Below are 20,535 nucleotides of genomic sequence, written 5' to 3' on the forward strand. Positions count from 1 at the left end.
TGCGCCATCCTTGGTGCAGACGACCGGATGTCAGCTTGCGCTGGCATCACCAAGTTGTTGCTCTGCATAGGCGAGCACTGTAGCCAGCACGTCATCTATGGTCATGGCGGTAGAGTCTACCACCAGAGCATCTTCTGCCGGTTTCAGGGGGGCAGTAGCGCGATTTCTGTCGCGATCGTCACGTTCCCGAATCTCGGTTAAAAGACGCTCAAAGTTAACATCAAAGCCCTTATCTTGCAACTGCTTATAGCGACGCTGGGCCCGTTCTTCGGCGCTGGCGTCGAGGAAAATCTTCAGCTCGGCCTCTGGGAAAACCACGGTGCCCATGTCTCGACCATCTGCGATAAGACCCGGGGCCTGACGAAATGCCCGTTGACGGCGCAGCAAGGCTTCGCGCACTCGGGGGAAGGCGGCGATTTTACTGGCGGCATTACCCACCTCTTCGGTGCGGATGGTGCGCGAAACATCTTCCCCTTCCAGGATCACCTTGACCAGATCCCCTTCTACCTGAAATTGCACATCCAGATTGGCAGCCAGTGGCACCAGTGAGGCTTCACTGTCCAGCTCGACATCGTGATGCAGGGCGGCCAGGGACAACACCCGATAGATGGCGCCCGAGTCCAGCAAGTGCCAACCCAGCTTCTCAGCAAGCAGCTGACACAAGGTGCCTTTACCTGCACCACTGGGGCCATCAATTGTCATTACGGGGGCCATCTGAGGCATAACATCTCTCCTGCACTGTGTTGCTCCCATCCCGAAGGGGTGGGTTAATGGGCGCAGATTATACCTGAATGTGGTGGATCTGGCAGTCATCAATCCTCATATAAGGCTGAAAAGCCCTCGCCATGACGCTTCCTATCCCGTTTCACCATGTCATTAGGCAATGCAGGGGCTTGTTCTTATGGTCGAGCCAGGCAAGGCACGTTAAACTGGCCCCCTTTTTTTGCGCAGTTAGTAGTAAGGAGCACCGATGAGCAGCGTTACCCTTGTGGCCAAGTCCAAATTGCCAACCCCTTGGGGCACCTTCACGCTGGTAGGTTTTCAGGAAACCGGCACGGGCAAGGACCACGCCGCACTGGTGATGGGCGATATAACCGGCGATGAGCCCGTGCTGGGCCGCATCCACTCCGAGTGCCTGACTGGCGATGCCCTGTTCAGCCTGCGTTGCGATTGCGGCTTCCAGCTGCAGGCAGCCATGGAAAACATCGCCAAGGCGGGTCGTGGCGTGTTGTTGTACGTGCGTCAGGAGGGCCGTGGCATCGGTTTGCTCAACAAGATCCGCGCCTACCATCTGCAGGATCAGGGGGCCGATACCGTCGAAGCTAACGTCGCCCTCGGTTTTGCCGCCGACATGCGCGATTACACAATTTGCGCCGACATGCTCAAGCAGCTCGAGGTCACATCCCTGCGCTTGATGACCAACAATCCGCGCAAGATGAAAGCGATGGAATCCTTCGGCATTCCGGTGGCCGAGCGAGTACCGCTGCATGAAGGACGCAATCCCCATAACGAGTTCTATCTGTCGACCAAGGCCAACAAGCTGGATCACATGCTGAAGAAGTGAACCTGAAATAGTGAGCCTGAACTGACAAAGGTTAGATAGTCAAACGCCTCCCATCTGGAGGCGTTTTTCTTGCCATGATCGCAAGCCGCTCACGCTTATCTCAGTGGCACTGTCAGATTGGCCAGCAACCCATTACACTCCTCGCCAGTACGGGCAGCACAACATTGTTCTACCCGCTCCCGGGTCAGGTGGGGCGCAAGACGCTCCACAAAGTCGAACAAATAGGCACACAAAAATGCCCCTTTGCGCAGTCCAATCGCGGCCAGACCGCCAGCCAGCCAGGGTGCCGGTTGAAGCAGCAGATCGCCATCGCGCTGGGGCTCCCAGGCAAAGGTTGCCATCACGCCAATCCCCATCCCTTGCCTGACATAGGTTTTGAGCACATCGCTGTCGCTTGCGCTGCACACAATCCGGCTCTGGGCATGGGGGTGATCCGAGCCATGGGCGGCAGATAGCGCTCTCCCGTCGCTCACCAGCGCAAACTCAACCAGTTCTGCCTGGCTCAGCGAGGAAACCTTCGCCAACGGATGATCCTTTGGCAGTAGCAGCCCCCGTTGCCACTGAAAACAGGGGAGCATCAGCAGGTCCCCTCCCTCTTGCATGTCATCGACCAGCAAAAGATGAGCAGCCCCCACATCCACGGCGGCCCGGCACTGCGCCGCACTCCCCTGCATCACAGTCACCGCCACCTTGGGAAAACGGGTCATGAATCCCTTGAGGATGGCGGGCAGAATATAGCGGGCCTGCAGATGGCTGGCCGCGATGGTGAGCGAGCCCTGATCCGGATGAACATGCTGTTTCGCCATCACCTTGATGATGGCGACCTTGTCCAGCACCTCGGTCGCCACCTTGATCACATCCCGACCAATGGGGGTGATCCGGGTCAGGTGTTTGCCGCTGCGCTCGAAGATCTGGATCCCCAGTTCATCCTCCAACATCCGTACCTGTTTGCTGATCCCGGGTTGAGAGGTGAACAGGCTCTCGGCGGTGACCGACAGATTCAGCCTGTGGTTGGCCACCTCGACGATATAGCGCAATTGCTGCAGTTTCATGGTGTAGCCCTCAAGCGAACCCACCGTTAATAGTAACAAACTTTCAGCAAGGCCCGGTTGCCATCAGGCAAGGCGATCCGTTAGCAAAAAATCACGTAAGGCGCGGTTGGCCATGGAGAGCGGGTCGCCACGCCGCCACGCCACGCACAGATCGAGATAGATGGGTGGATCGAAGGACACACCGCTGAGATCCGGATCCTCTTCCAGCACCATCCGCAAGAAGGTGGTCACCGCAAAGCCTTGTCGTACCACGGCCTTAAGCAGGGGGATAAGATTACTCTCGAAGGCGATATCGGGTTCGACGCCAAGGCTCTGTGCCAGCGCCTCCATATGCTCCCGATGGTAGAAACCGCGGCGAAACAGCGCCAGCTCCTGAGCGAAAAACTGCGAGAGGGTGACGGCCGGGGTGCCGCGCAGAGGGTGATCCTCCCCCACTACCATCAGCATCTCTTCACTCAGCAGATGAGCCCCCTCAATGGCGGGCGGCAGATCGCTGGTGATGAGAATGGCCAGATCAAGGGATCCATCCACCATCCGGCTGAGCAACTCTCGGGTGCCCGCCTCCTCCACCCGGATCTTGAGCCCCGGGTAGCGGTGCTTGAAAGCCATCAGGCGAGGGGGAAAATAGTAGGAGCCCATCATATAGGGGATCCCAATGCGCACCTCCCCTCGCTCCAGCCCTTTCAGTTCGGCCATCTCGGCCTCGGCCTGATGCATCTGCAGCAACAGGCGCTCGGCATGGCGGCAGAGCACCTCCCCCTCCGGGGTGAGCCGTACCACCCGGTCCTGGCGATCAAACAGCCGCAACTCGAGCTGCTGCTCCAGTTTGGCGATGGCCATGCTGATGGCCGGCTGTGCCACGTGCAGACTGTTGGCGGCCCTGGTAAACGAACCGGCATCCCTGACCGACAGCAGATAGGTGAGCTGTTTCAGATCCATTTATCAATTCATCTTATGAGTCGGATAATTTAAATATATTATGCTTATATCGATAAGGTCTCTACCCTGACTAAAAGCAGTCAGGACAATACCCAATGATCGAAGTCGGCAGTCGCGAATGGATACGCACTACCCTGGCCCTCAGCCTGGGCTCTTTTCTGGTGTTTCTCAATCTCTATCAAACCCACCCCCTGTTACCCATGATTGCCGAGGTATTCTCGGTCAACGCCCTCTCGGCCAGCTGGACCCTGGCAGGGTGTACCGCAGGTCTCGCCGCCTCCTTGCTGATCTGCGCCAGACTCGCGGATCGCCACGGCCGCCGGCAAGTCATGCTGGGTACCCTCACCCTAGCAATCTTGCTCTCACTGTTAATCCCGCTGGTCGAGCAGTTTGGCACCCTGCTGCTGCTGCGCATTCTTCAGGGTGCGCTGCTGGCCGGGTTACCAGCCACTGCGATTGCCTATATGGGGGAAGAGTTCAGCAAACGGGCGCTGCTCTCGGCAGTAGGGATCTATATCGCAGCCAACTCCCTCGGTGGCATTGCCGGTCGGGTGGTCGGCGGCCTGTTGGCAGGCTGGTTTGGCGACTGGCAGCATACCTTTCTGGGAATTGGTGTTATCAGCCTGTCACTGCTGCCGCTGGTCTTCTGGCTGTTGCCCCACCAGACCCGCTTTGTGGCGAGTGACCCCGTTCGCGGTCAATTCGTCCGCGCCTTGCAGCAACATCTGAGCAATCCCTTGCTGGTGGGGGCTTACCTTATCGGGGGGCTCAACTTCATGGTCTTTCTGAACCAGTTCAGCTATCTCACCTTCCTGCTGGCAAAGCCCCCCTTCTCCCTGCCCACCCAGTGGCTCGGCATGCTATTTCTGACCTACCTGTCGGGCACTGTCGCCTCCTCCTTGAGTGGCCGCTTTGCCAACCGCTGGGGCGCCCAGCGCATGCTGCTTGCCGGTATCGCGCTGATGGCCATCGGCACCCTGTGGCTGCTGCAGGGAAGCCTGATCGGGATCCTGAGTGGCTTGCTGGTCTCCAGCTTCGGTTTTTTCCTAGCACACGCCTGTGCCAGTGCCTGGGTCGGCCATCATGTCGAACACAACCGGGCCCTCGCCTCCTCCCTCTATCTGGTGGCCTACTATCTGGGGGCCAGTCTGGGGGGGATTTACCTGCACCCGTTCTGGGAGCAGGGCGAACTGGGCGGGCTGGTCATGGGGATTGAACTGATCCTCATCCTGACGGCGGGCTTGAGTCTCTGGCTCGGTCGCCTCAAGCAGCGAAGCGAAGCGAATCGCCACTCCCCGCCCAGCGACCCCAGCGGCACGGGTAACGGGATCCGCACAAACAGGCTCACGCACGACTAGATAACCATCTCGCAGCCAAGCATCTCCAAATAGCAAAAGGGGTCATATCGGTGACCCCTTTTGCTGTGCGAATCAAGAGCCTGTCAGGCTCACACTGCATTTTGCGCTGAATCAATCCTGCTCGAAATAATCCGCAGGCACCGCCACCACAGCACCGGTCGCCACCTCGTCGGCGATCACCTCGGCCAGTGAGCGAAGATGAAACTTGATCTGACCGGAGGGCAACATCAGACCGATATCGGGGTTGCGGGTATCCAGTATGTTGCCGGTTTTGAACGGCAGCTCGGAATAGCGCGCCACCAGATCCTGCAGTGAGGCGACCACCAGTTCGATATGTTCCAGTCCCGCCTGATGAACGCGACCCGGTTTTGGTGCCGCCAGTTCGATACAGGGCACCTGCACCTCACCGACCAGCAGTGGCTGATGCAACCGATAAGTCGCAATGGGACGACCGCCGATCATCCCCTCCACCAGTAAGCAGCCCTCTCCAGCCAGCACAGCGCATCGCGCGCGATACTCCTGCAAGGTGGCCGCCCGATAACAGAGGTGATCGACTGTTGGCTGGGGGATGATGACACCCGTGGTGGCCAGTTCGGCCAATAGCTGAGAAACAAATGGGGCCATTGGCCCCAGTGTGGAATCGAGTGGATGAGACATGTTTACCATTTTTTCTTGGGTTGAAACAGGACATCGAGCTCATCGACCTCCTTGTCCTTGATGTTTTGCAGATCCTGCGCGCTGTTCTGCTGCAGAAACTCTTCAAGCTCCTTGAGCCCCTGACGCATATCCTCTTCACGAGCCAGCAGATAGGGATCCTTGTCGCCAATGCTGGCCACCGCCGACAACCCCTTGGTATAGAGCTGGCGGCAAGTACCATATTGGCCCTGAATGCGGGCATCCATTGCACGCTTGACCAGATTGGAGATATTGATTTTCAACTGCATAAGCTCGAGGCGACGATCTTCCTGGGCAAATCCCTGCGGGTCTATCTTGCCCTTGTTGTGCTCAACACGCAGCACGGCCCGCAACTTCTTGACCAACTGCAGCATCTGGATCGCCTGACGATCGGACTCAGGGGTCTTGAAATGCCCCTCATCCTGCGCACTGTAATTCTCCTGCACATTCTTAATCTGGATCTGCACATCGGCGATGCGCTGCTTGAGCTGGGGGTTGGGCATCACCTGGACGATGGCACGATAGGCATCGAGGATCCGGTGCTGAAGCAGCAGTACCATGTTTTTGGAGAAAGGCACCAGATTGACGTTCAGCAGCACCTCTTCGGTCTCGTCGGCCACTGTCTTGTGTCTGGCAACGGCCTGACGCTTTTCAGCCTCCGCCTTCTGCTTATATTGCTGTACCACGTTATAGGCGATAACCAAAAACAGGAGCGCGCCGATAGACAGCAATATCAAAGTTAAAATCATAGGATGTCCAAACCCCTGTCCCAATCCAATTGCGTGATCCTACAACAGCTTACCTACTTAAGGTAGCCTGTAGATCCCTCCTTGCCCATGATTTGTCACCAAGCTGTGTACCCGGTCTCAGGGAGACATTGCAGGATCATGGGAAAATGACCATGGTGGTCATCACTTCCCCATCGTATCGCCCATCAGCACCATTACTTGAGGTTAAAGCCTCGTGACTGCAAGAATCCCAGCATGAAAGGACGGGACTCCTTGCTCAGTATGGTGCGGATCTGGCCACTCCAGGTCTGCTGCTTGTTATTGCTGCTGCGGGCCTGATAGTAGTCCGCGATCTGCTGATCGTATTGGGCCAGCATGTCACGATCCAGCTCGTGCTGATAGCGATCCTGATGCACGACCAATCCTCTGGGCAGACGGGGTTTCTGCTCCGGCTGCTGGGCCGGATGGCCGAGACAGAGACCAAACAGCGGGATCACCTGATGGGGCAACCCCAGCAACTCGCTTACCTCGATCGGATGGTTGCGAAGCCCGCCAATATAAACCCCGCCCAATGACAGTGACTGGGCAGCAAGCAGGGCATTTTGCGCCATCAGGGCGCCATCGATGGCCCCGATCAGCAACTGCTCCGCATAACCTGTCTGGGCCTCGGGCACGATCTGGGTATGGCGATAGTAGTCGGCGCAGAACACCAGAAATTCGGCAGCCTGAGCGACATAAGGCTGGTTGCCGGCGAGCTCGACCAGCCGGGTACGCGCCTGCGACTCTGTTACCCGGATGATGCTGGTCACCTGCAGAAAACTCGAGCTGGCGGCTGCTTGCGCAGCGGCAAGGATGGCATCCAACTGCTCGGGCACTATCGGATCGGCACTGAACTGGCGAATGGAACGATGGGAAAGGATAAGATCGATGGTCGGATTCATGGTACCTCCATGTGAGGTAACACCATAGCGAAAAAAACGAGGGAGCCCAAGGCTCCCTCGCACTCATCCCATCAAGGGGCTGGATAGACATAAGGGGCCTGCAACCCGAGCGGGAAGCCCAGCGCCCAGTAGACCAGCAGGAAGATGGTCCAGCTCACCAGGAAGGCCAGCGAGTAAGGCAGCATCATGGAGACCAGCGTCCCTATCCCGGTGCTCTTCACATAGCGCTGGCAATAGACCACCACCAGCGGGAAAAAGACCATCAGGGGGGTAATGATGTTGGAGGCGGAGTCCCCGACCCGATAGGCCGCCTGGGTCAGCTCGGGGGAGATCCCCACCGCCATCAGCATGGGCACCAGAATGGGGCTGATCAGCGCCCACTTGGCCGAGGCAGATCCCACCACCAGATTGACGGCGGCTGTGAGCATGATCATCCCGACGATGGTCACCTGACCGGGCAGCGCCATGGCATGGAGCACTTCGGCACCAGAGAGGGCCAGCAGAGTGCCCAGATTGGAATCACCGAACGCCTTGATGAAAAGCGCACAGAAGAAGGCCATGACCATGTAGGAGCCCATCTTGTTCATGGTGGCCGACATGGCGTCGATCACATCCTTGCCACTCTTGAAGCTGCCCGCCACAAAACCGTAGACAATCCCAGGCAGGATAAACAGCAAGAAGATCAGCGGCACGATGGACTTCATTACCGGGGCGGCAAAGGTGGTCAGGGAACCATCCGCAGCACGCAGCGGCGAATCGGCCGGTGACAGCGCCAGCGCCAGCAGCACGATAGCCGCCAACATGGAAAACCCGGCCCAGTTGAAGGCACGGCTCTCTTGTTCGCTGTAGCGCCCCATCTCGTCGGCACTCTCCAGATCCTCGTTAAGCGCTACGTGCTTGAGGCGCGGCTCCACCACCTTTTCGGTGATGAACCAGCCGACACAGATGATCAGCAGGGAGGAGGCACCGGTAAAGATGATATTGCACAGGGTGTTGACCATGTATTCGGGGTCAAGCAGCTGGGCGGCTGACTGGGTGAACCCCTGCAGCAGGGCGTCACCACCGGAGGGCAGGAAGTTGGCGGCAAAGCCACCGGACACGCCGGCAAACGCCGCCGCGATCCCCGCCAGCGGATGGCGTCCGGCAGCGTGGAAGATGATGCCGCCGATGGGGATCACCAGCACATAACCCGCATCAGCAGCGGTATGGCTGACGATGGCCACCAGGATCAGCATGGGGGTCAGGAAACGGGCTGGCGTCACTTTCAGCAACTTTTTCAGACCGGTATTGATAAAACCGGACTGCTCGGCCACCCCGACCCCCAGCATGGCCACCAGCACGATGCCTAGGGGGGCAAACCCGGTGAAGGTGGTGACCATGCTCGAGAGGAACTCGGCCAGGCCGGCACCGGTCAGCAGGTTATTGACCACCACGGCCTCCCCGGTGCGGGGATTGACCAAATCAAACTGGAATTGCGACAGCACCCAAGAGCCGACCCAGACGATCAGCAGGGCATACAGAAACAGCATGGCGGGGTCGGGTAGTTTGTTCCCGGCTTTCTCGACGCCATTGAGGAAACGGTTCAACCAGCCGTTGGGAGGGCTGGCCGGACTGTTCGTGACTGCGGAATGACTCATTATTGCGATACCCCTTTCCCTAGAAATGAGGCCGCATACTAGCAATCACCCGCCATTCATCCTATGACAAGACGCAAAAGATGATTAATTTTGATTAGATTTGGCAAAATAAAATGCCAAATTGTGGCTTAGCGCACACTAGTAACACTGAAATTTATGTATTAACCAGTGGATAACACCCGACCGAACACGCCACCACGAAGCCGCTCGCCTCGACTTGCGCCACCGTCAGCGGCTTGCTGAACAGATATCCCTGAAAGAAATGGCACCCTTGAGTCTGCAGTGCCGCCAATTCGTGAGGCTCCTCCACCCCTTCTGCCATGATTCCCAACCCCAGATTGGTAGCCATGGCGGCGGTCGCCCGGATCACCGGCAGGTTGAGACCGGTGACGAAGGAGCGATCCAGCTTGATCGTATCGATGGGCAGACGATTGAGGTAGGAAAGGGATGAGTAGCCAGTGCCAAAATCATCGATGGCAATTTTTATCCCCAATTCACTCAAGCTATCGAGAATATCGAGGCACCCCTTCATACCCAGCATCAGCACGGTCTCGGTCAGCTCCAGTGTCAACAGTGACGCATCAACACCGTATGACTCCAGCTGCTGCCGTACCTGTCCGGGCAATGCCGATGAGAGCTGAAAACCCGACAGGTTTACCGAGACAGGGACCCGTTTATCAAAGCGCAGCTTCCAACTGGCCATCTGAGCCAGCGCCGTTGAGAGCACCCAACTGCCGATCTCGCGGATCAGCCCCATCTCTTCGGCAAGGGGGATAAACTCCACTGGTGACACATGGCCGAGCACCGGATTGTACCAGCGCAGCAGTGCCTCGTAACCGAGCAGGCGCTGTTTGGCGGCATCGACCTGCGGCTGGTAGCAGAGGCTCAGCTCCTGACGACCGATCGCCTTGGCCAGAAACTGTTTGAGATTGAGCTTGCGCTGCAGGGTCTGCTGCATGCTGGGGGTAAAACGCTGCCAGCGCAGCCGTCCCATGTGCTTGGCCTGATACATGGCCATATCGGCCCGGGTGATGAGGTTGTCCCCATCATCCGCATCATCGGGATAGATGGCGATGCCGATACTGCCACCTATGGTCACCTCCGGCAGCCCACTTAACTGCAACGGTTTTGTCATCTGGGATAGCATCTGGTCAGCCACATCCTGGGCTCGTTCACTCTGGTTTCCCAAGGGGACCAATGCGGTAAACTCATCCCCACCCAAGCGGGCCAACTCCACATCACGGGGGCAAATCTGTTTGAGGCGACCGGCAACCCGCTCCAGCAACCGATCCCCCGCCTTGTGGCCATAGTTGTCATTGACCAGCTTGAAGTTATCGAGATCCATGAACACCAGCGCGAAACGTTCGCCGAGACCACAGTAGGCCTCGAGGGATTTCATCAAACCGTAACGATTGAGCAGCCCGGTCAGGGAGTCGTGCCAGGCCAGATGGCGATGCTCCAGCTCCTCGAGCTTGCGATCGGTAATATCGCGCATGGTGAGCAAAATCCGTGCCCCCTGCTGGATATAGCGAAACTGATACTGGAACCAGCGCATCCCCTTGAGGGTACGACACTCCCCTTCGGTCACCACTTCATCGAGTCGGGAGAGCTTCTGGTAAAAACTGTCGTCACTGCCGGAAAAAACCTGGGAGAGCTTGGCGATCCGGTGACCGAAACACATCTCGAAGTGATAGTTTCCGCTTTCGAACAGGCCATCGCTATCGAACAGGCAGGCCAGGGTATCGCCCGTCGCCAGCGAGGACTCCTGATAGAGGGTATCGGAGTCGAGCACCGCCTCGGTCATCATCATCAGACGGCCAGCCAGCTGAATGCCGGAAAGGCGCAGATAGAGCTGCTTCTTGACCCCCTTTGGGGAGATAGTCCACCATTCGCTATAGCTGCGCCCCTGCTGAAAATCCCCAAGGTAGCGTTGCAACAACAGCGCTATGGCGGTGGCCATATCAGCCGAAAAATCTCTGGAACAGAGCTCATCAAGGGAGGTGGCCTCCCATAGGGGAAGTGCTGCGTGATTTGCCCAGAAAATATGATGATGTTCGATGTCATACACCCAGATAGGCGTATGCAGAACATCCATTGTCTTCAGTAACCCTTCGTCAAGCGTATTCATCTGGTCAACGTCATTCATGCTGGATGGTCACTGGTGAACCGGAAAACAAAAGGACAAACCGCCGTAAGCAGAATGCAAGGTGAAAACACCTCTCGGCCACTATTTTTCGCAATGGCCAAAAGCTGATAACTGATTTCAGAAATCAACCACAGGAGAGCCAATCCAGCCACAGAAAAAAGGACTCAGCCAATGCTCCTGCCAATCAAAACAAATCACTTACTCGTTTTTAACTTTTTTTTCTAACAAAAACAAGCACTAAGAAATTTACTCAGGATGCTTCAAAAAACATGTTTTCGGTTCACAACAGACACCTACTTGCTGACAGCAAAGCCAACTGTAAAAAGTGCCGGTATTTCCCTCACAAAACTTTCATTTATTAACTAGCGTGTTGCATAAACAGACAAAAAGCGCACAGCCGGCCCCAAATAGCGTCTTGACAAGGAACTGAAATACCTCAAAACGATTATCTACCTGCACCAGACTGACATGATGAATATGCGACAGCCGTCACATTCACATCGCAGAAAAAAGATCGTGTCTTGGCGAAGGTGCGAACAAATGGGGTCGCACATTGCCTGGCCGTGTTACTCTCCTTGTTCCAGAATATGAGCCGCTTTTTTGCTACCCCTGTCGCCTTCCCCTCTCTGGGACTCTCCGATGACACCTCGTAACCATCACCACGACTGAGTGGCAAAAACATGCTCGTTTGAAGACAAATAAACACGCAAACGGCTATTCATAGGAAACGAATCCAGATCAATTAAACGCTGAATTCCCCTTGCCAAGCGAGAAGGCTCTTTTTATGGTTGCCCCTTTGTTACACCCAGAACAGCACTTATGAAGCACATCGAAGAGTTCTACCTGTTCGTCAAGGTGGTGCAAGAGGGAGGATTCTCCCATGCGGCAGCCGCACTGGGCATGCCAACAGGCACCATCAGTCGACGCATTTCCCAGCTGGAAGATAAACTGGGTTGCTCTCTGCTACATCGCTCTACCCGCAAACTCCGTCTAACCGATGAAGGGCTCAGATACTATGAGCGCCTCTGCACACCGCTTGCACAAATCGAGCAGGCCACCAGCGAGATCCGGGGGAAAGAGGCCGACATCACCGGGCTTATCCGGATCGCTGCACCGATCGCGCTCTCCAACACCATCCTCATCGATATGCTGGCTGAGTTCGGGCTGCACTATCCCGAAGTACAGTTCGAGATCACCCAGACCAATGATCACCAGCATCTGTTCGACAATGATCGGGATCTGGTGTTCTTCAATGGCGAGTTGCCCCAGTCACTGCCCAATGCGATCTGCCTCGGTCATAGCCGATATGGCCTGTTTGCCTCGCCACTCTATCTGGCCAAGAAGGGGACCCCCTCCCACCCCAACCAGCTGGAAGAGCACGATCTCATCTATTGCTGGCCTCACCAGCACTGGCAGCTGACCGACAAGGACGGTCAAAACATTTGTATCAAACGCAGCGCCAAACTGACCGTCAACCAGACCCAGGCCGCCGTGCTCGCAGCCCGGCGTCATCTGGGGATCGTCAACGCCCCGCAGCACTATCTGAGCAGCTTCCTCCATGATGAGCAGTTGGTGCCGGTCCTGACCGACTGGCAAACTGGCAATCGCCCCTTCTACATGTTGTGTTGCCAGCACCAGTTCGCCCCATTGCGTGTTAAGATGTTCGCTGAATTTGTTGAAAAATACTCCGCACGCTATCGCAAGCCGCAATGGGATAACCAATTTTCACAGGGTGATAGCCTCCCCCATTGCATCTGACTGTTAGCGGGCCACACTTATAGCAATCCTCGCCAACAGAGCCTGCCTAACGCCATGAATGTATTGATATGTGATGACTCGGGGTTCGCCCGCAAACAGCTGGCACGGGCACTCCCGGCCGACTGGAAAGTCGATTTGCACTACGCGGCAAATGGTCTTGAAGGGATCGAACAGGTACTGATGGGCCATGGCGATCTCATTTTTCTCGATCTTACCATGCCGGAAATGGACGGTTACGGTGTGCTGGAGACCCTGCAACGGGAGGGGCTACGCAGTAAGGTGTTCGTGGTCTCAGGCGATATCCAGCCAGAGGCATACCAGAAGGTCATGGGGCTGGGAGCCCTCGATTTCATCAAAAAACCCGCATCGCCGGAAACCCTGTGCACCCTGCTCAGGCAACACGGCTTCTGGCATAGCCCCCCCAAGGGTCAGCCTGTCTCAGCAACACAGTCCGAACACGAGCTGGCCGATGCCGGCATCAAGATCACCCCGGAGATCCGCGACGTTTATCAGGAGCTGGCCAACGTCTCCATGGGTCAGGCGGCCGACTTGCTGGCCCGTCTGCTCAACGCCTTCGTGATACTGCCCATCCCCAACGTCAACGTGCTGGAGGTCTCCGAACTGCATATGGCCCTGGCGGCAGCCGCAGATTCGGATACCCTCTCCGCCGTCTGTCAGGGCTTCATCGGGGCGGGGATCGCCGGTGAAGCGCTGATCCTGTTCCATGACTCCAGCTTCACCGATTTGGCCAAGCTGATGCACCATCAGGGGACGCTGGATCGCACCGCCGAACTGGAGCTGTTGATGGATACTGCCAACGTGCTGATCGGCGCCTTCCTGCGCGGCTTCGCCAACCAGCTCGACACCCCCTTCAGTCAGGGCCACCCGGTGGTGCTCGGCCAGCACAGACCCATCAACGAGCTGATCAACACCAACAAGAGCCGCTGGCGCCGCACGCTGGCCATCGAGATCAACTACCGGATCCAGGATTACGCGGTGCAGTGTGATCTGCTGCTGCTGTTTACCGAAGATTCCATCGCCACCATGAACAACAAAATCATGCACATGCTCTAGGAGTGACTATGGAAATCCGTGAATTTCATTGGCTGATGAACATAGTCCAGAACCTGGACGTAGGCTTGGTGGTGCTCGACCAGGAGTACAAGGTACAGGTGTGGAACGGATTTATGGAGAGCCACAGCGGTCGACTGGCCGGTGAGGTGCGCGATGGCGTACTGTTCGAGCTGTTCCCTGATGTAGACAGAGCCTGGTTCGAGCGCAAGGCCAACATGGTGTTCAAGCTCAACAACCGCGCCTTCAGCACTTGGGAGCAGAAACCCTATCTGCTGCGTTTCTCCAACTATCGCCCCATTACCGGCTCGGCCCCCCACATGTTCCAGAACCTGACGCTGGTGCCACTGGCCGATTTCGGCGGTCAGGTGACCCATATCGCAGTGATGATCTACGATGCCACCGATGAGGCCATGTTGATGACAGGGCCGCACCAGGGTTGATGCCAGCTCCATCGACATTTAAAACAATCAGGGCGCCGTGGCGCCCTGATTGTTTATCCATGCTTTTCACGCCCCCAGATATTCGGTAAAGGTGTCAATCACCTCTTCGATATCATCGTCATTGATCTGCAGATGAGTCACCAGCCGCAGCTCACCGTAGCCGGAGAAGAGGATCCCGCGATCCTTCATAAAAGCAATGAGCGCTTGGGACTCCCCGTCTTTCAGGCGCAGAAATACCATATTGCTCTGCACCTGGGCGAGATCCAGCTCGATACCCGGTAGTGCCGCCAGCCCTTCGGCCAGCCGTTTGGCACGGCGGTGATCATCCGCCAGCCTGTGCACATGCTGCTCGAGGGCAAACAGACCGGCTTGCGCCAGAATGCCCGCTTGGCGCATGCCGCCCCCCAACATCTTGCGCAGGCGGCGCGCACGGGCGATGACGTCGTGACTGCCCACCAGCAGTGAACCCACCGGTGCGCCCAGCCCCTTGGAGAGACAGATCGAGATGCTGTCAAACGGCGCGGCGATCACCTCGACCGGGGTATCGCTGGCCACGGCAGCGTTAAAGAGCCGGGCGCCATCGAGATGGAGCTTCAAGCCACGCTCGGCAACGAATGCCCCCATCTCTTGCAGATAGGAGAGCGGCAGCACCTTGCCGTTGTGGGTGTTCTCAAGGCAGATGAGGCTAGTCTGGACGAAGTGGGCATCATCAGGGGCCAGCGTGGCCTTGATATCATCGAACGCCAGCGTACCGTCGCGCTGCATCGGCAAGGGCTGCAAGGCCACGGAGCCCAGCACGGCACTCCCCTGCGCTTCATAGCGATAGATGTGAGCCGCGGATCCCAATATGGCCCCCTCACCACGCTGACAGTGGCTCATCACTGCCAGCAGGTTGGACATGGTGCCTGATGGCACAAACAGCGCCGCCTGTTTGCCCAGCAATCTGGCCCCATGGGCCTCCAGCGTGTTGACGCACGGATCTTCACCATAGACATCGTCACCAACGTCGGCGTGGAGCATGGCTTGACGCATGGCGTCAGTAGGCTGGGTGACGGTGTCACTTCGTAAATCGATATAGCGCATGAGATCCCTCCTGAAACAGGAGAGTGACGTTAGCCATGCGCCCCTCGCTTGGCAAGGGGCGCATGAGCAGAATGTGAAGCCAATAGACGTCCGCAGAACCCGCAGGCGGGATTTACCAAGGCAGCGGCTGACCGTTGAGATCCAGTAGCTGACCCGATTGGGTCAACGATAACCCCTTGATGAGATTGAGCAGTTTCACCGCCACCTCGGCAGGATCCTGCAATTGTTCCACAGGCAACTCGCTCAGAAAGGGAGTGTTCATCGGGGAGTCCATCAAGCCGGGCGCTACTGCCACCACCCCTGCTTGCGGGAAACGCTGCGCCCACTCCAGGGCCAGGGTTTTCACCCCCATGTCGAGGGCCGCCTTGCTCATCCGGTAGCTGTAACGCCCCCCCTCTTGGTTGGCGGTGATGGAGCCCGCCAGATCGGAGATGGCACAGAGCCACAACGGATGGTCACTCCCCATCAACCGGCTGAAGCGGGCAGCCAGCGCCAGGGTTGGCCAGGCATTGGCCAGCAGGCTGTCGCACAGCCATTTGGGATCCACCTCTTCGACCCGCCGCTCCGGCATAAAGCTGATATCGTGCAGCAGGCCGATGGTGTTGATGACCACAGAGGGGAGCGGATCGGTATCGTAGAGGGTAAACAGGGCATCGAACGAGATGGCATCGACTTCTGGCAGCGGGAAGAAATCCGCCATCTCGATCCCTTTGGGATAGTTGCGCCCGGCCAGCAGGAAGGACTCCCCCCTTGCCATCAGCTCTCTTGCCAGCGCCGAGCCCAGCGCACCGCTTCCGAGGATCAAGTAGCTCATCGCCCATTCCATCGAGAGTTATCTTGCTTAGAGCGTATCAGAATAATCAACCGACGGTGACCAGACCAAAGGGGAATACGCTCCTCATCACGCTTCCCCCAAATGACGGCCGAACTCACGCGCCAGCGCCAGATCGAGAAAACCGTCCGCTTTCTTGTGGGTACGCAAAAACTGGTAATAGGCGAGCAGGGTGACCAGAGATTCCTCATCGGGCAACCCCACCCCGGGTTGCTGCTCGCCCAGCAGTTGCTGCGCCGCCGCCAGCGCCTCCCTGTCCACCACTTCCGCCTGACGATAGAGATAACCGCAGCCGGTCGCCAGCCACTCCAGCGAGCAGTTGGCCCCCATGGCGATCTGGTTGGCCCGCGCCAGGCCGGGCTCGGCCCCCTTCAAATATTTGCGGATCAGTGCTTCACTGAGCCCCACCTTGCGGGCAAAAGCACTCACGCTCATCTCCCCGATCAGGCTCTGCAAGCGCTCGGCAAATCCGTCCATCTCACTCTCTCCCTATTGGTCTTCGGTCAGAACCAAAGTTCGAATCATGCTACTGCCCATTATTGCTTTGCCAGCCACATGGGGCCAAGATGCGCGCATCATCTATGTTGCACCGCGTTTTTGCATCTCGTTTGCCAAGGAGTCAACCATGTCTGTATCCCGTGTCGCCCTGCATCCGCAAGGTCCCACCTTCTCTCGTCTCATCATGGGTTACTGGCGCCTGATGGAGTGGCAACTCTCTCCGGCGGCGCTGCTCGATCTGATGAAATATCATCTGGATCTGGGGGTCACCACCATCGATCATGCCGATATCTACGGCGGCTATCAGTGCGAAGAGGCCTTTGGCCATGCCCTGCGCCTCGAACCTTCCCTGCGCGAGCGGATGGAGATCGTCAGCAAGTGCGGCATCGCCCTCACCGCCAAGCCGGAGCATGCTCTCAACCACTACAACACCGGCAAGGACCATATCATCGCCAGCGCAGAGGCCTCGCTGCGCAAGCTCGGCACCGACCATCTTGACCTGCTGCTGATCCACCGCCCGGATCCCCTGATGAACGCCGATGAAGTGGCCGACGCCTTTATCACCCTGAAACAGGCGGGCAAGATCAAGCACGCCGGGGTATCCAACTTCACTGCGCGCCAGTTCGAGCTACTGCAATCGCGCCTCCCCTTCCCGCTGGTCACCAATCAGCTGGAGATCTCGCCGCTCCATCAGGAGGGGACCCTCGATGGCACCCTGGATCAGTGCCAGCAGCTTGGCATCAAACCGATGGCCTGGTCATGTCTCGGCGGCGGCCGACTGTTCAGCGATGATGCGTATGCCCCGCTGCGTGCCGAACTGGAGCAGATCCGCCAGGAAGTGGGCGCCGAGACTATCGAACAGGTGGTCTACGCCTGGGTGATGATGCTGCCAAGCCAGCCGCTGCCATTGATTGGCTCCGGCAAGCGGGAGCGGATTGCTGCCGCCGTGGCCGCCGAATCCACCGGGCTGAACCGCCAGCAGTGGTTCCGCATCCGCAAGGCGGCGCTCGGTTACGACGTCCCCTGATAACAGCAAAACGTCCAGAAACAAAAACGGCATGGGGGAAACCCATGCCGTTTTTCATTGCCGAGGCACCTTAGCGGTGGCGCTGTTGCGGGCGACCACGGGGGGCATCTGTCTTCGGTTTGGCCTGGTTGACGGTGATGGTACGGCCACCGACTTCAGTGCCATGCAGACCAGCGATGGCCTTTTCGGCATCACCATTGACCGGCATTTCAATAAAACCAAACCCCTTTGACTGGCCGGTATCGCGGTCGATGATGATATCAACTTTATCGACCTGTCCAAACTGGCTGAACAGGGTTTTCAGTTCGTCGGCCGTCATCCGGTACGACAGATTTCCTACGTAAATCTTCATGCCATCCACTCTCGATTCAAGGTGCCTTCTCTATGCAATTCCCAGCATAACGGTAAGGGCACAACCCCTATGCCGGACCTGCCATGGCTTCATGCCGTGGCCCTCTCCACACTGTCGTCAAGTGATTGATCTCTTGGGTTAACAGTGCAGACAAGATCAATTCGAGTCACTGGCAGTATCTGAGCTTTGCCGGGAATTGTCGAGAAAATAGTCGACTCAGGCCGATTGCAGATCTGACAGCCGCTGTGCCAGCCTCCGGCGACCGTGCCAGGCTCGTTTAAAGCCGAAGCGATAGACAGATGGGCTTACCAGATGGAGCTCCCCCGCCTTGAGATCCAGCAAGGCCATGGCCGCCGCCAGCTCCTCTTCACTCAGTTGCAGATCGAGGCTGAAGTCGAGCCACTGGCCGTCGTGACCCACTCGCCGCTCCCGTTCAAGCGCCACCAGCTGGTTGCGGGGCAGCGCCAGCGCCTCATCCTTGTTGCCATTGAGCAGATAGATATGCTGTTCATCCCACCCCAGCTCCGCCAGGCGCCAGGGCTGCCAGCTGCGGGGCAGCGACACCATAATCCCGGTGATGCCACCAAAAACCACGCCCACCCAGTTGAGCAGCGCCATAGCGCCCCAGCCATCCCACAAGGAGGCCACCACCACGCTCCAACTCACCAGCAACAGCAGAAAAATGACGCAGCGATAGCGAGCCGCTGGCGGCATCAACAACTGCACCTGGGAACCGGCAAGCAAGGATGTAATACGCATGAAAAGCTCCTGTCATCACGAAATGGCGCCATTGTGAATAGCCATCAGGATGCTGACAAGGGGGTTTTCTTTGTCATCCCCCTATAAAATCAATACCATGGCGTAAATGATTCTCAGTGGAACCCGCTTCTTGACCAGCTCGCAACCCTGTGTGCGCTTTTGTGGCGTCGACAAATTCTATGGCGACTTTCAGGCTCTTCATCACATCGATCTCACCATTGAACGGGGAGAGAAGTGGGTCATCTGTGGCCCGTCAGGCTCGGGAAAATCGACGCTGATCCGCACCATCAACGGGCTGGAGGGGATCGACGGCGGCCAGCTGTTCCTGTTTGGCGAGCCGGTGACCCCCGCCTACCTGCGTCGCCTGCAAGGTCGGGTCGGCATGGTGTTTCAGCAGTTCAACCTCTTCCCCCATATGACGGTGCTGGAAAACCTGATGGTGGCGCCGGTACATACCTTGGGGCTGCGCCCCCAGGAGGCCAAAGCCCGGGCGCTCGGGCTGCTCGAGCGGGTGCGCATCCAGGCGCAGGCCGACAAGTACCCTCACCAGCTCTCCGGCGGCCAGCAGCAACGGGTCGCCATCGCCCGATCCCTCTGCATGCAGCCCGAGCTGATGCTGTTTGACGAGCCTACCTCCGCCCTCGACCCCGAGATGATCCGCGAAGTGCTCGATGTGATCCGCGAGCTGGCTGACGAAGGGATGACCCTGATTTGCGTCACCCACGAGATGGGTTTTGCCCGTCAGGTGGCAGATCGGGTGCTCTTTATGGACGAAGGCAAGATCATCGAATCGGCGCCCCCCGCCCAGCTGTTCAGCGCCCCCCGGCACCCGCGCACCCAGGCCTTCCTCGAACAGGTGCTCAGCTATCATGGCTAGGCTCAAACGCCCCCATCTGCTCGGCTGGCTGTCAGGCACTGTGGTGCTCTCTGCGCTGCTTGGCTGGGCGCTCTATAGCGGCGCTCGCCAGATGGGCTATGAGTGGCAGTGGCCGCGGGTGTTGCCCTTCCTCGGCGAGTGGGATGAGGGAAGCTTTTATGCCGGCCCCTTGCTAAACGGCCTGCTGGTCACTTTGCAGGTGGCACTGCTCAGTCTGCTGGGCACGATGGCGGTCGGGGTGTGCGTGGTCAGCCTGCGGCTGCTCCCCTCCCGGCTCGGCCCCTGGCTCGCCATCGCCTATCTGGCGCTGGTGCGCACCACGCCCCAGCTGGTGCAGCTCTATATTCTCTATTTCTTGCTGGGCCCCATGCTGGGATTGGCCCCCCTTGCCTGCGTCGTGTTGAGCCTCTCTCTCTATCAGGGCGCCTTCACCGCCGAAGTGCTGCGTGCAGGCGTACAGGCCATTCCCAAAGGGCAGTGGGAGGCAGCCCAGTCGCTTGGCTTGTCACGGGCCATCACCTTGCGCAAGGTGATCCTGCCCCAGCTGGTGCGCATCACCTTGCCGCCACTCACCAACGAGCTGGTCTCCCTTATCAAACATTCAGCGCTGGTGAGTGTGATCGCCATCTTCGATCTGACCAACGAAGGGCGTACTCTGGTTGCCGATACGTTTCTGACCTTTGAGGTGTGGTTTACCGTGGCCGCCCTCTATTTGCTGTTAACCCTGACGTTGTCAGCCTGTTCGCGGGCGCTGGCCCGTCACCTGAATCCGGACAAACAAGGACGCTAACCCTA

The 20,535-nt window shown here is 57.9% G+C and carries 21 protein-coding genes; 8 read left to right on the forward strand and 13 right to left on the reverse strand.

The features are described from left to right. Window positions 1-30: 30 nt before the first annotated feature. Window positions 31-723, reverse strand: a complete 693-nt coding sequence (gene cmk / locus BN1125_RS15015; RefSeq protein ID WP_042013224.1) for a (d)CMP kinase — start codon at window positions 721-723, stop codon at window positions 31-33. Window positions 724-970: 247 nt separating this feature from the next. Here cmk and ribA point away from each other — a divergent pair, with 247 nt between their 5' ends. Next, a complete protein-coding gene (gene ribA, locus BN1125_RS15020; protein WP_042013225.1) occupies window positions 971-1,564 on the forward strand; it encodes a GTP cyclohydrolase II in 594 nt (197 codons plus the stop codon). Between the two features lie 95 nt (window positions 1,565-1,659). Here ribA and BN1125_RS15025 read toward each other — a convergent pair whose 3' ends face one another. Together BN1125_RS15025 and BN1125_RS15030 are read right to left on the reverse strand one after the other, a co-directional pair. Beyond that, a complete protein-coding gene (locus BN1125_RS15025) occupies window positions 1,660-2,616 on the reverse strand; it encodes a LysR substrate-binding domain-containing protein (protein ID WP_042013226.1) in 957 nt (318 codons plus the stop codon). A gap of 63 nt (window positions 2,617-2,679) precedes the next feature. Next, window positions 2,680-3,555 (reverse strand): LysR family transcriptional regulator, encoded by an 876-nt coding sequence (locus tag BN1125_RS15030; RefSeq protein WP_042013228.1) that lies wholly within the window; start codon window positions 3,553-3,555, stop codon window positions 2,680-2,682. Between the two features lie 95 nt (window positions 3,556-3,650). Here BN1125_RS15030 and BN1125_RS15035 point away from each other — a divergent pair, with 95 nt between their 5' ends. Beyond that, window positions 3,651-4,913, forward strand: a complete 1,263-nt coding sequence (locus BN1125_RS15035; protein WP_084202325.1) for an MFS transporter — start codon at window positions 3,651-3,653, stop codon at window positions 4,911-4,913. A gap of 111 nt (window positions 4,914-5,024) precedes the next feature. Here BN1125_RS15035 and BN1125_RS15040 read toward each other — a convergent pair whose 3' ends face one another. The 5 genes from BN1125_RS15040 to BN1125_RS15060 all read right to left on the reverse strand — a co-directional run bounded on the left by BN1125_RS15040 (window position 5,025) and on the right by BN1125_RS15060 (window position 10,989). Continuing rightward, window positions 5,025-5,579, reverse strand: coding sequence for a VOC family protein (locus BN1125_RS15040; protein ID WP_042013229.1), 555 nt, complete (start codon window positions 5,577-5,579; stop codon window positions 5,025-5,027). Then, a complete protein-coding gene (locus BN1125_RS15045) occupies window positions 5,573-6,337 on the reverse strand; it encodes a hypothetical protein (protein WP_042013230.1) in 765 nt (254 codons plus the stop codon). The genes BN1125_RS15040 and BN1125_RS15045 overlap by 7 nt, the downstream gene beginning before the upstream one ends. A 194-nt stretch (window positions 6,338-6,531) precedes the next feature. Further along, the gene (gene nfsA, locus BN1125_RS15050) at window positions 6,532-7,257 is read right to left on the reverse strand and encodes an oxygen-insensitive NADPH nitroreductase (RefSeq protein WP_042013231.1); all 726 of its coding nucleotides are present in this window, start codon (window positions 7,255-7,257) and stop codon (window positions 6,532-6,534) included. 71 nt (window positions 7,258-7,328) lie between these two features. Continuing rightward, a complete protein-coding gene (locus BN1125_RS15055) occupies window positions 7,329-8,894 on the reverse strand; it encodes an AbgT family transporter (protein WP_042013233.1) in 1,566 nt (521 codons plus the stop codon). 154 nt (window positions 8,895-9,048) lie between these two features. Further along, on the reverse strand, window positions 9,049-10,989 hold the full coding sequence (locus BN1125_RS15060) for a putative bifunctional diguanylate cyclase/phosphodiesterase (RefSeq protein WP_042013234.1): 1,941 nt from the start codon (window positions 10,987-10,989) through the stop codon (window positions 9,049-9,051). A gap of 870 nt (window positions 10,990-11,859) precedes the next feature. Here BN1125_RS15060 and BN1125_RS15065 point away from each other — a divergent pair. The 3 genes from BN1125_RS15065 to BN1125_RS15075 are packed head-to-tail and all read left to right on the forward strand — an operon-like array spanning window position 11,860 to window position 14,312. Next, window positions 11,860-12,798, forward strand: coding sequence for a LysR family transcriptional regulator (locus tag BN1125_RS15065; protein WP_042013235.1), 939 nt, complete (start codon window positions 11,860-11,862; stop codon window positions 12,796-12,798). Window positions 12,799-12,852: 54 nt separating this feature from the next. Further along, complete coding sequence (locus BN1125_RS15070; RefSeq protein WP_042013236.1) at window positions 12,853-13,872, forward strand: response regulator; 1,020 nt, start codon at window positions 12,853-12,855, stop codon at window positions 13,870-13,872. 8 nt (window positions 13,873-13,880) lie between these two features. Then, window positions 13,881-14,312, forward strand: a complete 432-nt coding sequence (locus BN1125_RS15075) for a PAS domain-containing protein (protein WP_042013237.1) — start codon at window positions 13,881-13,883, stop codon at window positions 14,310-14,312. A 66-nt stretch (window positions 14,313-14,378) separates the two neighbouring features. On the opposite strand, the gene ltaE is transcribed toward BN1125_RS15075, so the two are convergent. The 3 genes from ltaE to BN1125_RS15090 form a co-directional block, all read right to left on the reverse strand. Further along, on the reverse strand, window positions 14,379-15,395 hold the full coding sequence (ltaE, locus tag BN1125_RS15080; protein WP_042013238.1) for a low-specificity L-threonine aldolase: 1,017 nt from the start codon (window positions 15,393-15,395) through the stop codon (window positions 14,379-14,381). A 112-nt stretch (window positions 15,396-15,507) separates the two neighbouring features. After that, on the reverse strand, window positions 15,508-16,209 hold the full coding sequence (locus tag BN1125_RS15085; RefSeq protein ID WP_042013239.1) for an SDR family oxidoreductase: 702 nt from the start codon (window positions 16,207-16,209) through the stop codon (window positions 15,508-15,510). An 87-nt stretch (window positions 16,210-16,296) separates the two neighbouring features. Next, on the reverse strand, window positions 16,297-16,704 hold the full coding sequence (locus BN1125_RS15090; RefSeq protein ID WP_042013240.1) for a helix-turn-helix domain-containing protein: 408 nt from the start codon (window positions 16,702-16,704) through the stop codon (window positions 16,297-16,299). Window positions 16,705-16,852: 148 nt separating this feature from the next. Between BN1125_RS15090 and BN1125_RS15095 the strand changes: the two genes are divergently transcribed. After that, window positions 16,853-17,752 carry an aldo/keto reductase gene (locus BN1125_RS15095; RefSeq protein ID WP_042013241.1) on the forward strand — a complete coding sequence of 300 codons (900 nt, stop codon included), beginning with the start codon at window positions 16,853-16,855 and terminating at the stop codon, window positions 17,750-17,752. Between the two features lie 70 nt (window positions 17,753-17,822). Here the strand turns inward: BN1125_RS15095 and BN1125_RS15100 are convergent, their stop codons facing one another. After that, window positions 17,823-18,104 (reverse strand): RNA recognition motif domain-containing protein, encoded by a 282-nt coding sequence (locus tag BN1125_RS15100; RefSeq protein WP_005337180.1) that lies wholly within the window; start codon window positions 18,102-18,104, stop codon window positions 17,823-17,825. A gap of 216 nt (window positions 18,105-18,320) precedes the next feature. Next, window positions 18,321-18,863, reverse strand: a complete 543-nt coding sequence (locus BN1125_RS15105; protein WP_042013242.1) for a hypothetical protein — start codon at window positions 18,861-18,863, stop codon at window positions 18,321-18,323. Window positions 18,864-18,969: 106 nt separating this feature from the next. On the opposite strand from BN1125_RS15105, the gene BN1125_RS15110 reads away from it, so the two are divergent. Next, window positions 18,970-19,740: an amino acid ABC transporter ATP-binding protein gene (locus BN1125_RS15110; RefSeq protein WP_042013244.1), complete on the forward strand. Its 771-nt coding sequence runs from the start codon at window positions 18,970-18,972 to the stop codon at window positions 19,738-19,740. Further along, window positions 19,733-20,530 (forward strand): amino acid ABC transporter permease, encoded by a 798-nt coding sequence (locus BN1125_RS15115; protein WP_042013246.1) that lies wholly within the window; start codon window positions 19,733-19,735, stop codon window positions 20,528-20,530. The genes BN1125_RS15110 and BN1125_RS15115 overlap by 8 nt, the downstream gene beginning before the upstream one ends. The last annotated feature ends 5 nt before the right edge of the window (window positions 20,531-20,535 follow it).

The organism is Aeromonas fluvialis (assembly GCF_000819885.1).
Taxonomy (GTDB): domain Bacteria; phylum Pseudomonadota; class Gammaproteobacteria; order Enterobacterales; family Aeromonadaceae; genus Aeromonas; species Aeromonas fluvialis.

Excerpts from the sequence above, each read along its gene's own strand:
- BN1125_RS15045 (WP_042013230.1), bottom strand. The coding sequence starts at position 6,337 with ATGATTTTAACTTTGATATTGCTGTCTATCGGCGCGCTCCTGTTTTTG.
- BN1125_RS15095 (WP_042013241.1), top strand. The coding sequence starts at position 16,853 with ATGTCTGTATCCCGTGTCGCCCTGCATCCGCAAGGTCCCACCTTCTCT.
- BN1125_RS15105 (WP_042013242.1), bottom strand. The coding sequence starts at position 18,863 with ATGCGTATTACATCCTTGCTTGCCGGTTCCCAGGTGCAGTTGTTGATG.
- ribA (WP_042013225.1), top strand. The coding sequence starts at position 971 with ATGAGCAGCGTTACCCTTGTGGCCAAGTCCAAATTGCCAACCCCTTGG.
- BN1125_RS15070 (WP_042013236.1), top strand. The coding sequence starts at position 12,853 with ATGAATGTATTGATATGTGATGACTCGGGGTTCGCCCGCAAACAGCTG.
- BN1125_RS15055 (WP_042013233.1), bottom strand. The coding sequence starts at position 8,894 with ATGAGTCATTCCGCAGTCACGAACAGTCCGGCCAGCCCTCCCAACGGC.
- BN1125_RS15085 (WP_042013239.1), bottom strand. The coding sequence starts at position 16,209 with ATGAGCTACTTGATCCTCGGAAGCGGTGCGCTGGGCTCGGCGCTGGCA.
- nfsA (WP_042013231.1), bottom strand. The coding sequence starts at position 7,257 with ATGAATCCGACCATCGATCTTATCCTTTCCCATCGTTCCATTCGCCAG.
- BN1125_RS15065 (WP_042013235.1), top strand. The coding sequence starts at position 11,860 with ATGAAGCACATCGAAGAGTTCTACCTGTTCGTCAAGGTGGTGCAAGAG.
- BN1125_RS15025 (WP_042013226.1), bottom strand. The coding sequence starts at position 2,616 with ATGAAACTGCAGCAATTGCGCTATATCGTCGAGGTGGCCAACCACAGG.
- BN1125_RS15060 (WP_042013234.1), bottom strand. The coding sequence starts at position 10,989 with ATGGATGTTCTGCATACGCCTATCTGGGTGTATGACATCGAACATCAT.
- BN1125_RS15040 (WP_042013229.1), bottom strand. The coding sequence starts at position 5,579 with ATGGTAAACATGTCTCATCCACTCGATTCCACACTGGGGCCAATGGCC.
- cmk (WP_042013224.1), bottom strand. The coding sequence starts at position 723 with ATGCCTCAGATGGCCCCCGTAATGACAATTGATGGCCCCAGTGGTGCA.
- BN1125_RS15115 (WP_042013246.1), top strand. The coding sequence starts at position 19,733 with ATGGCTAGGCTCAAACGCCCCCATCTGCTCGGCTGGCTGTCAGGCACT.
- BN1125_RS15100 (WP_005337180.1), bottom strand. The coding sequence starts at position 18,104 with ATGAAGATTTACGTAGGAAATCTGTCGTACCGGATGACGGCCGACGAA.
- BN1125_RS15110 (WP_042013244.1), top strand. The coding sequence starts at position 18,970 with ATGATTCTCAGTGGAACCCGCTTCTTGACCAGCTCGCAACCCTGTGTG.
- BN1125_RS15075 (WP_042013237.1), top strand. The coding sequence starts at position 13,881 with ATGGAAATCCGTGAATTTCATTGGCTGATGAACATAGTCCAGAACCTG.
- ltaE (WP_042013238.1), bottom strand. The coding sequence starts at position 15,395 with ATGCGCTATATCGATTTACGAAGTGACACCGTCACCCAGCCTACTGAC.
- BN1125_RS15035 (WP_084202325.1), top strand. The coding sequence starts at position 3,651 with ATGATCGAAGTCGGCAGTCGCGAATGGATACGCACTACCCTGGCCCTC.
- BN1125_RS15030 (WP_042013228.1), bottom strand. The coding sequence starts at position 3,555 with ATGGATCTGAAACAGCTCACCTATCTGCTGTCGGTCAGGGATGCCGGT.
- BN1125_RS15090 (WP_042013240.1), bottom strand. The coding sequence starts at position 16,704 with ATGGACGGATTTGCCGAGCGCTTGCAGAGCCTGATCGGGGAGATGAGC.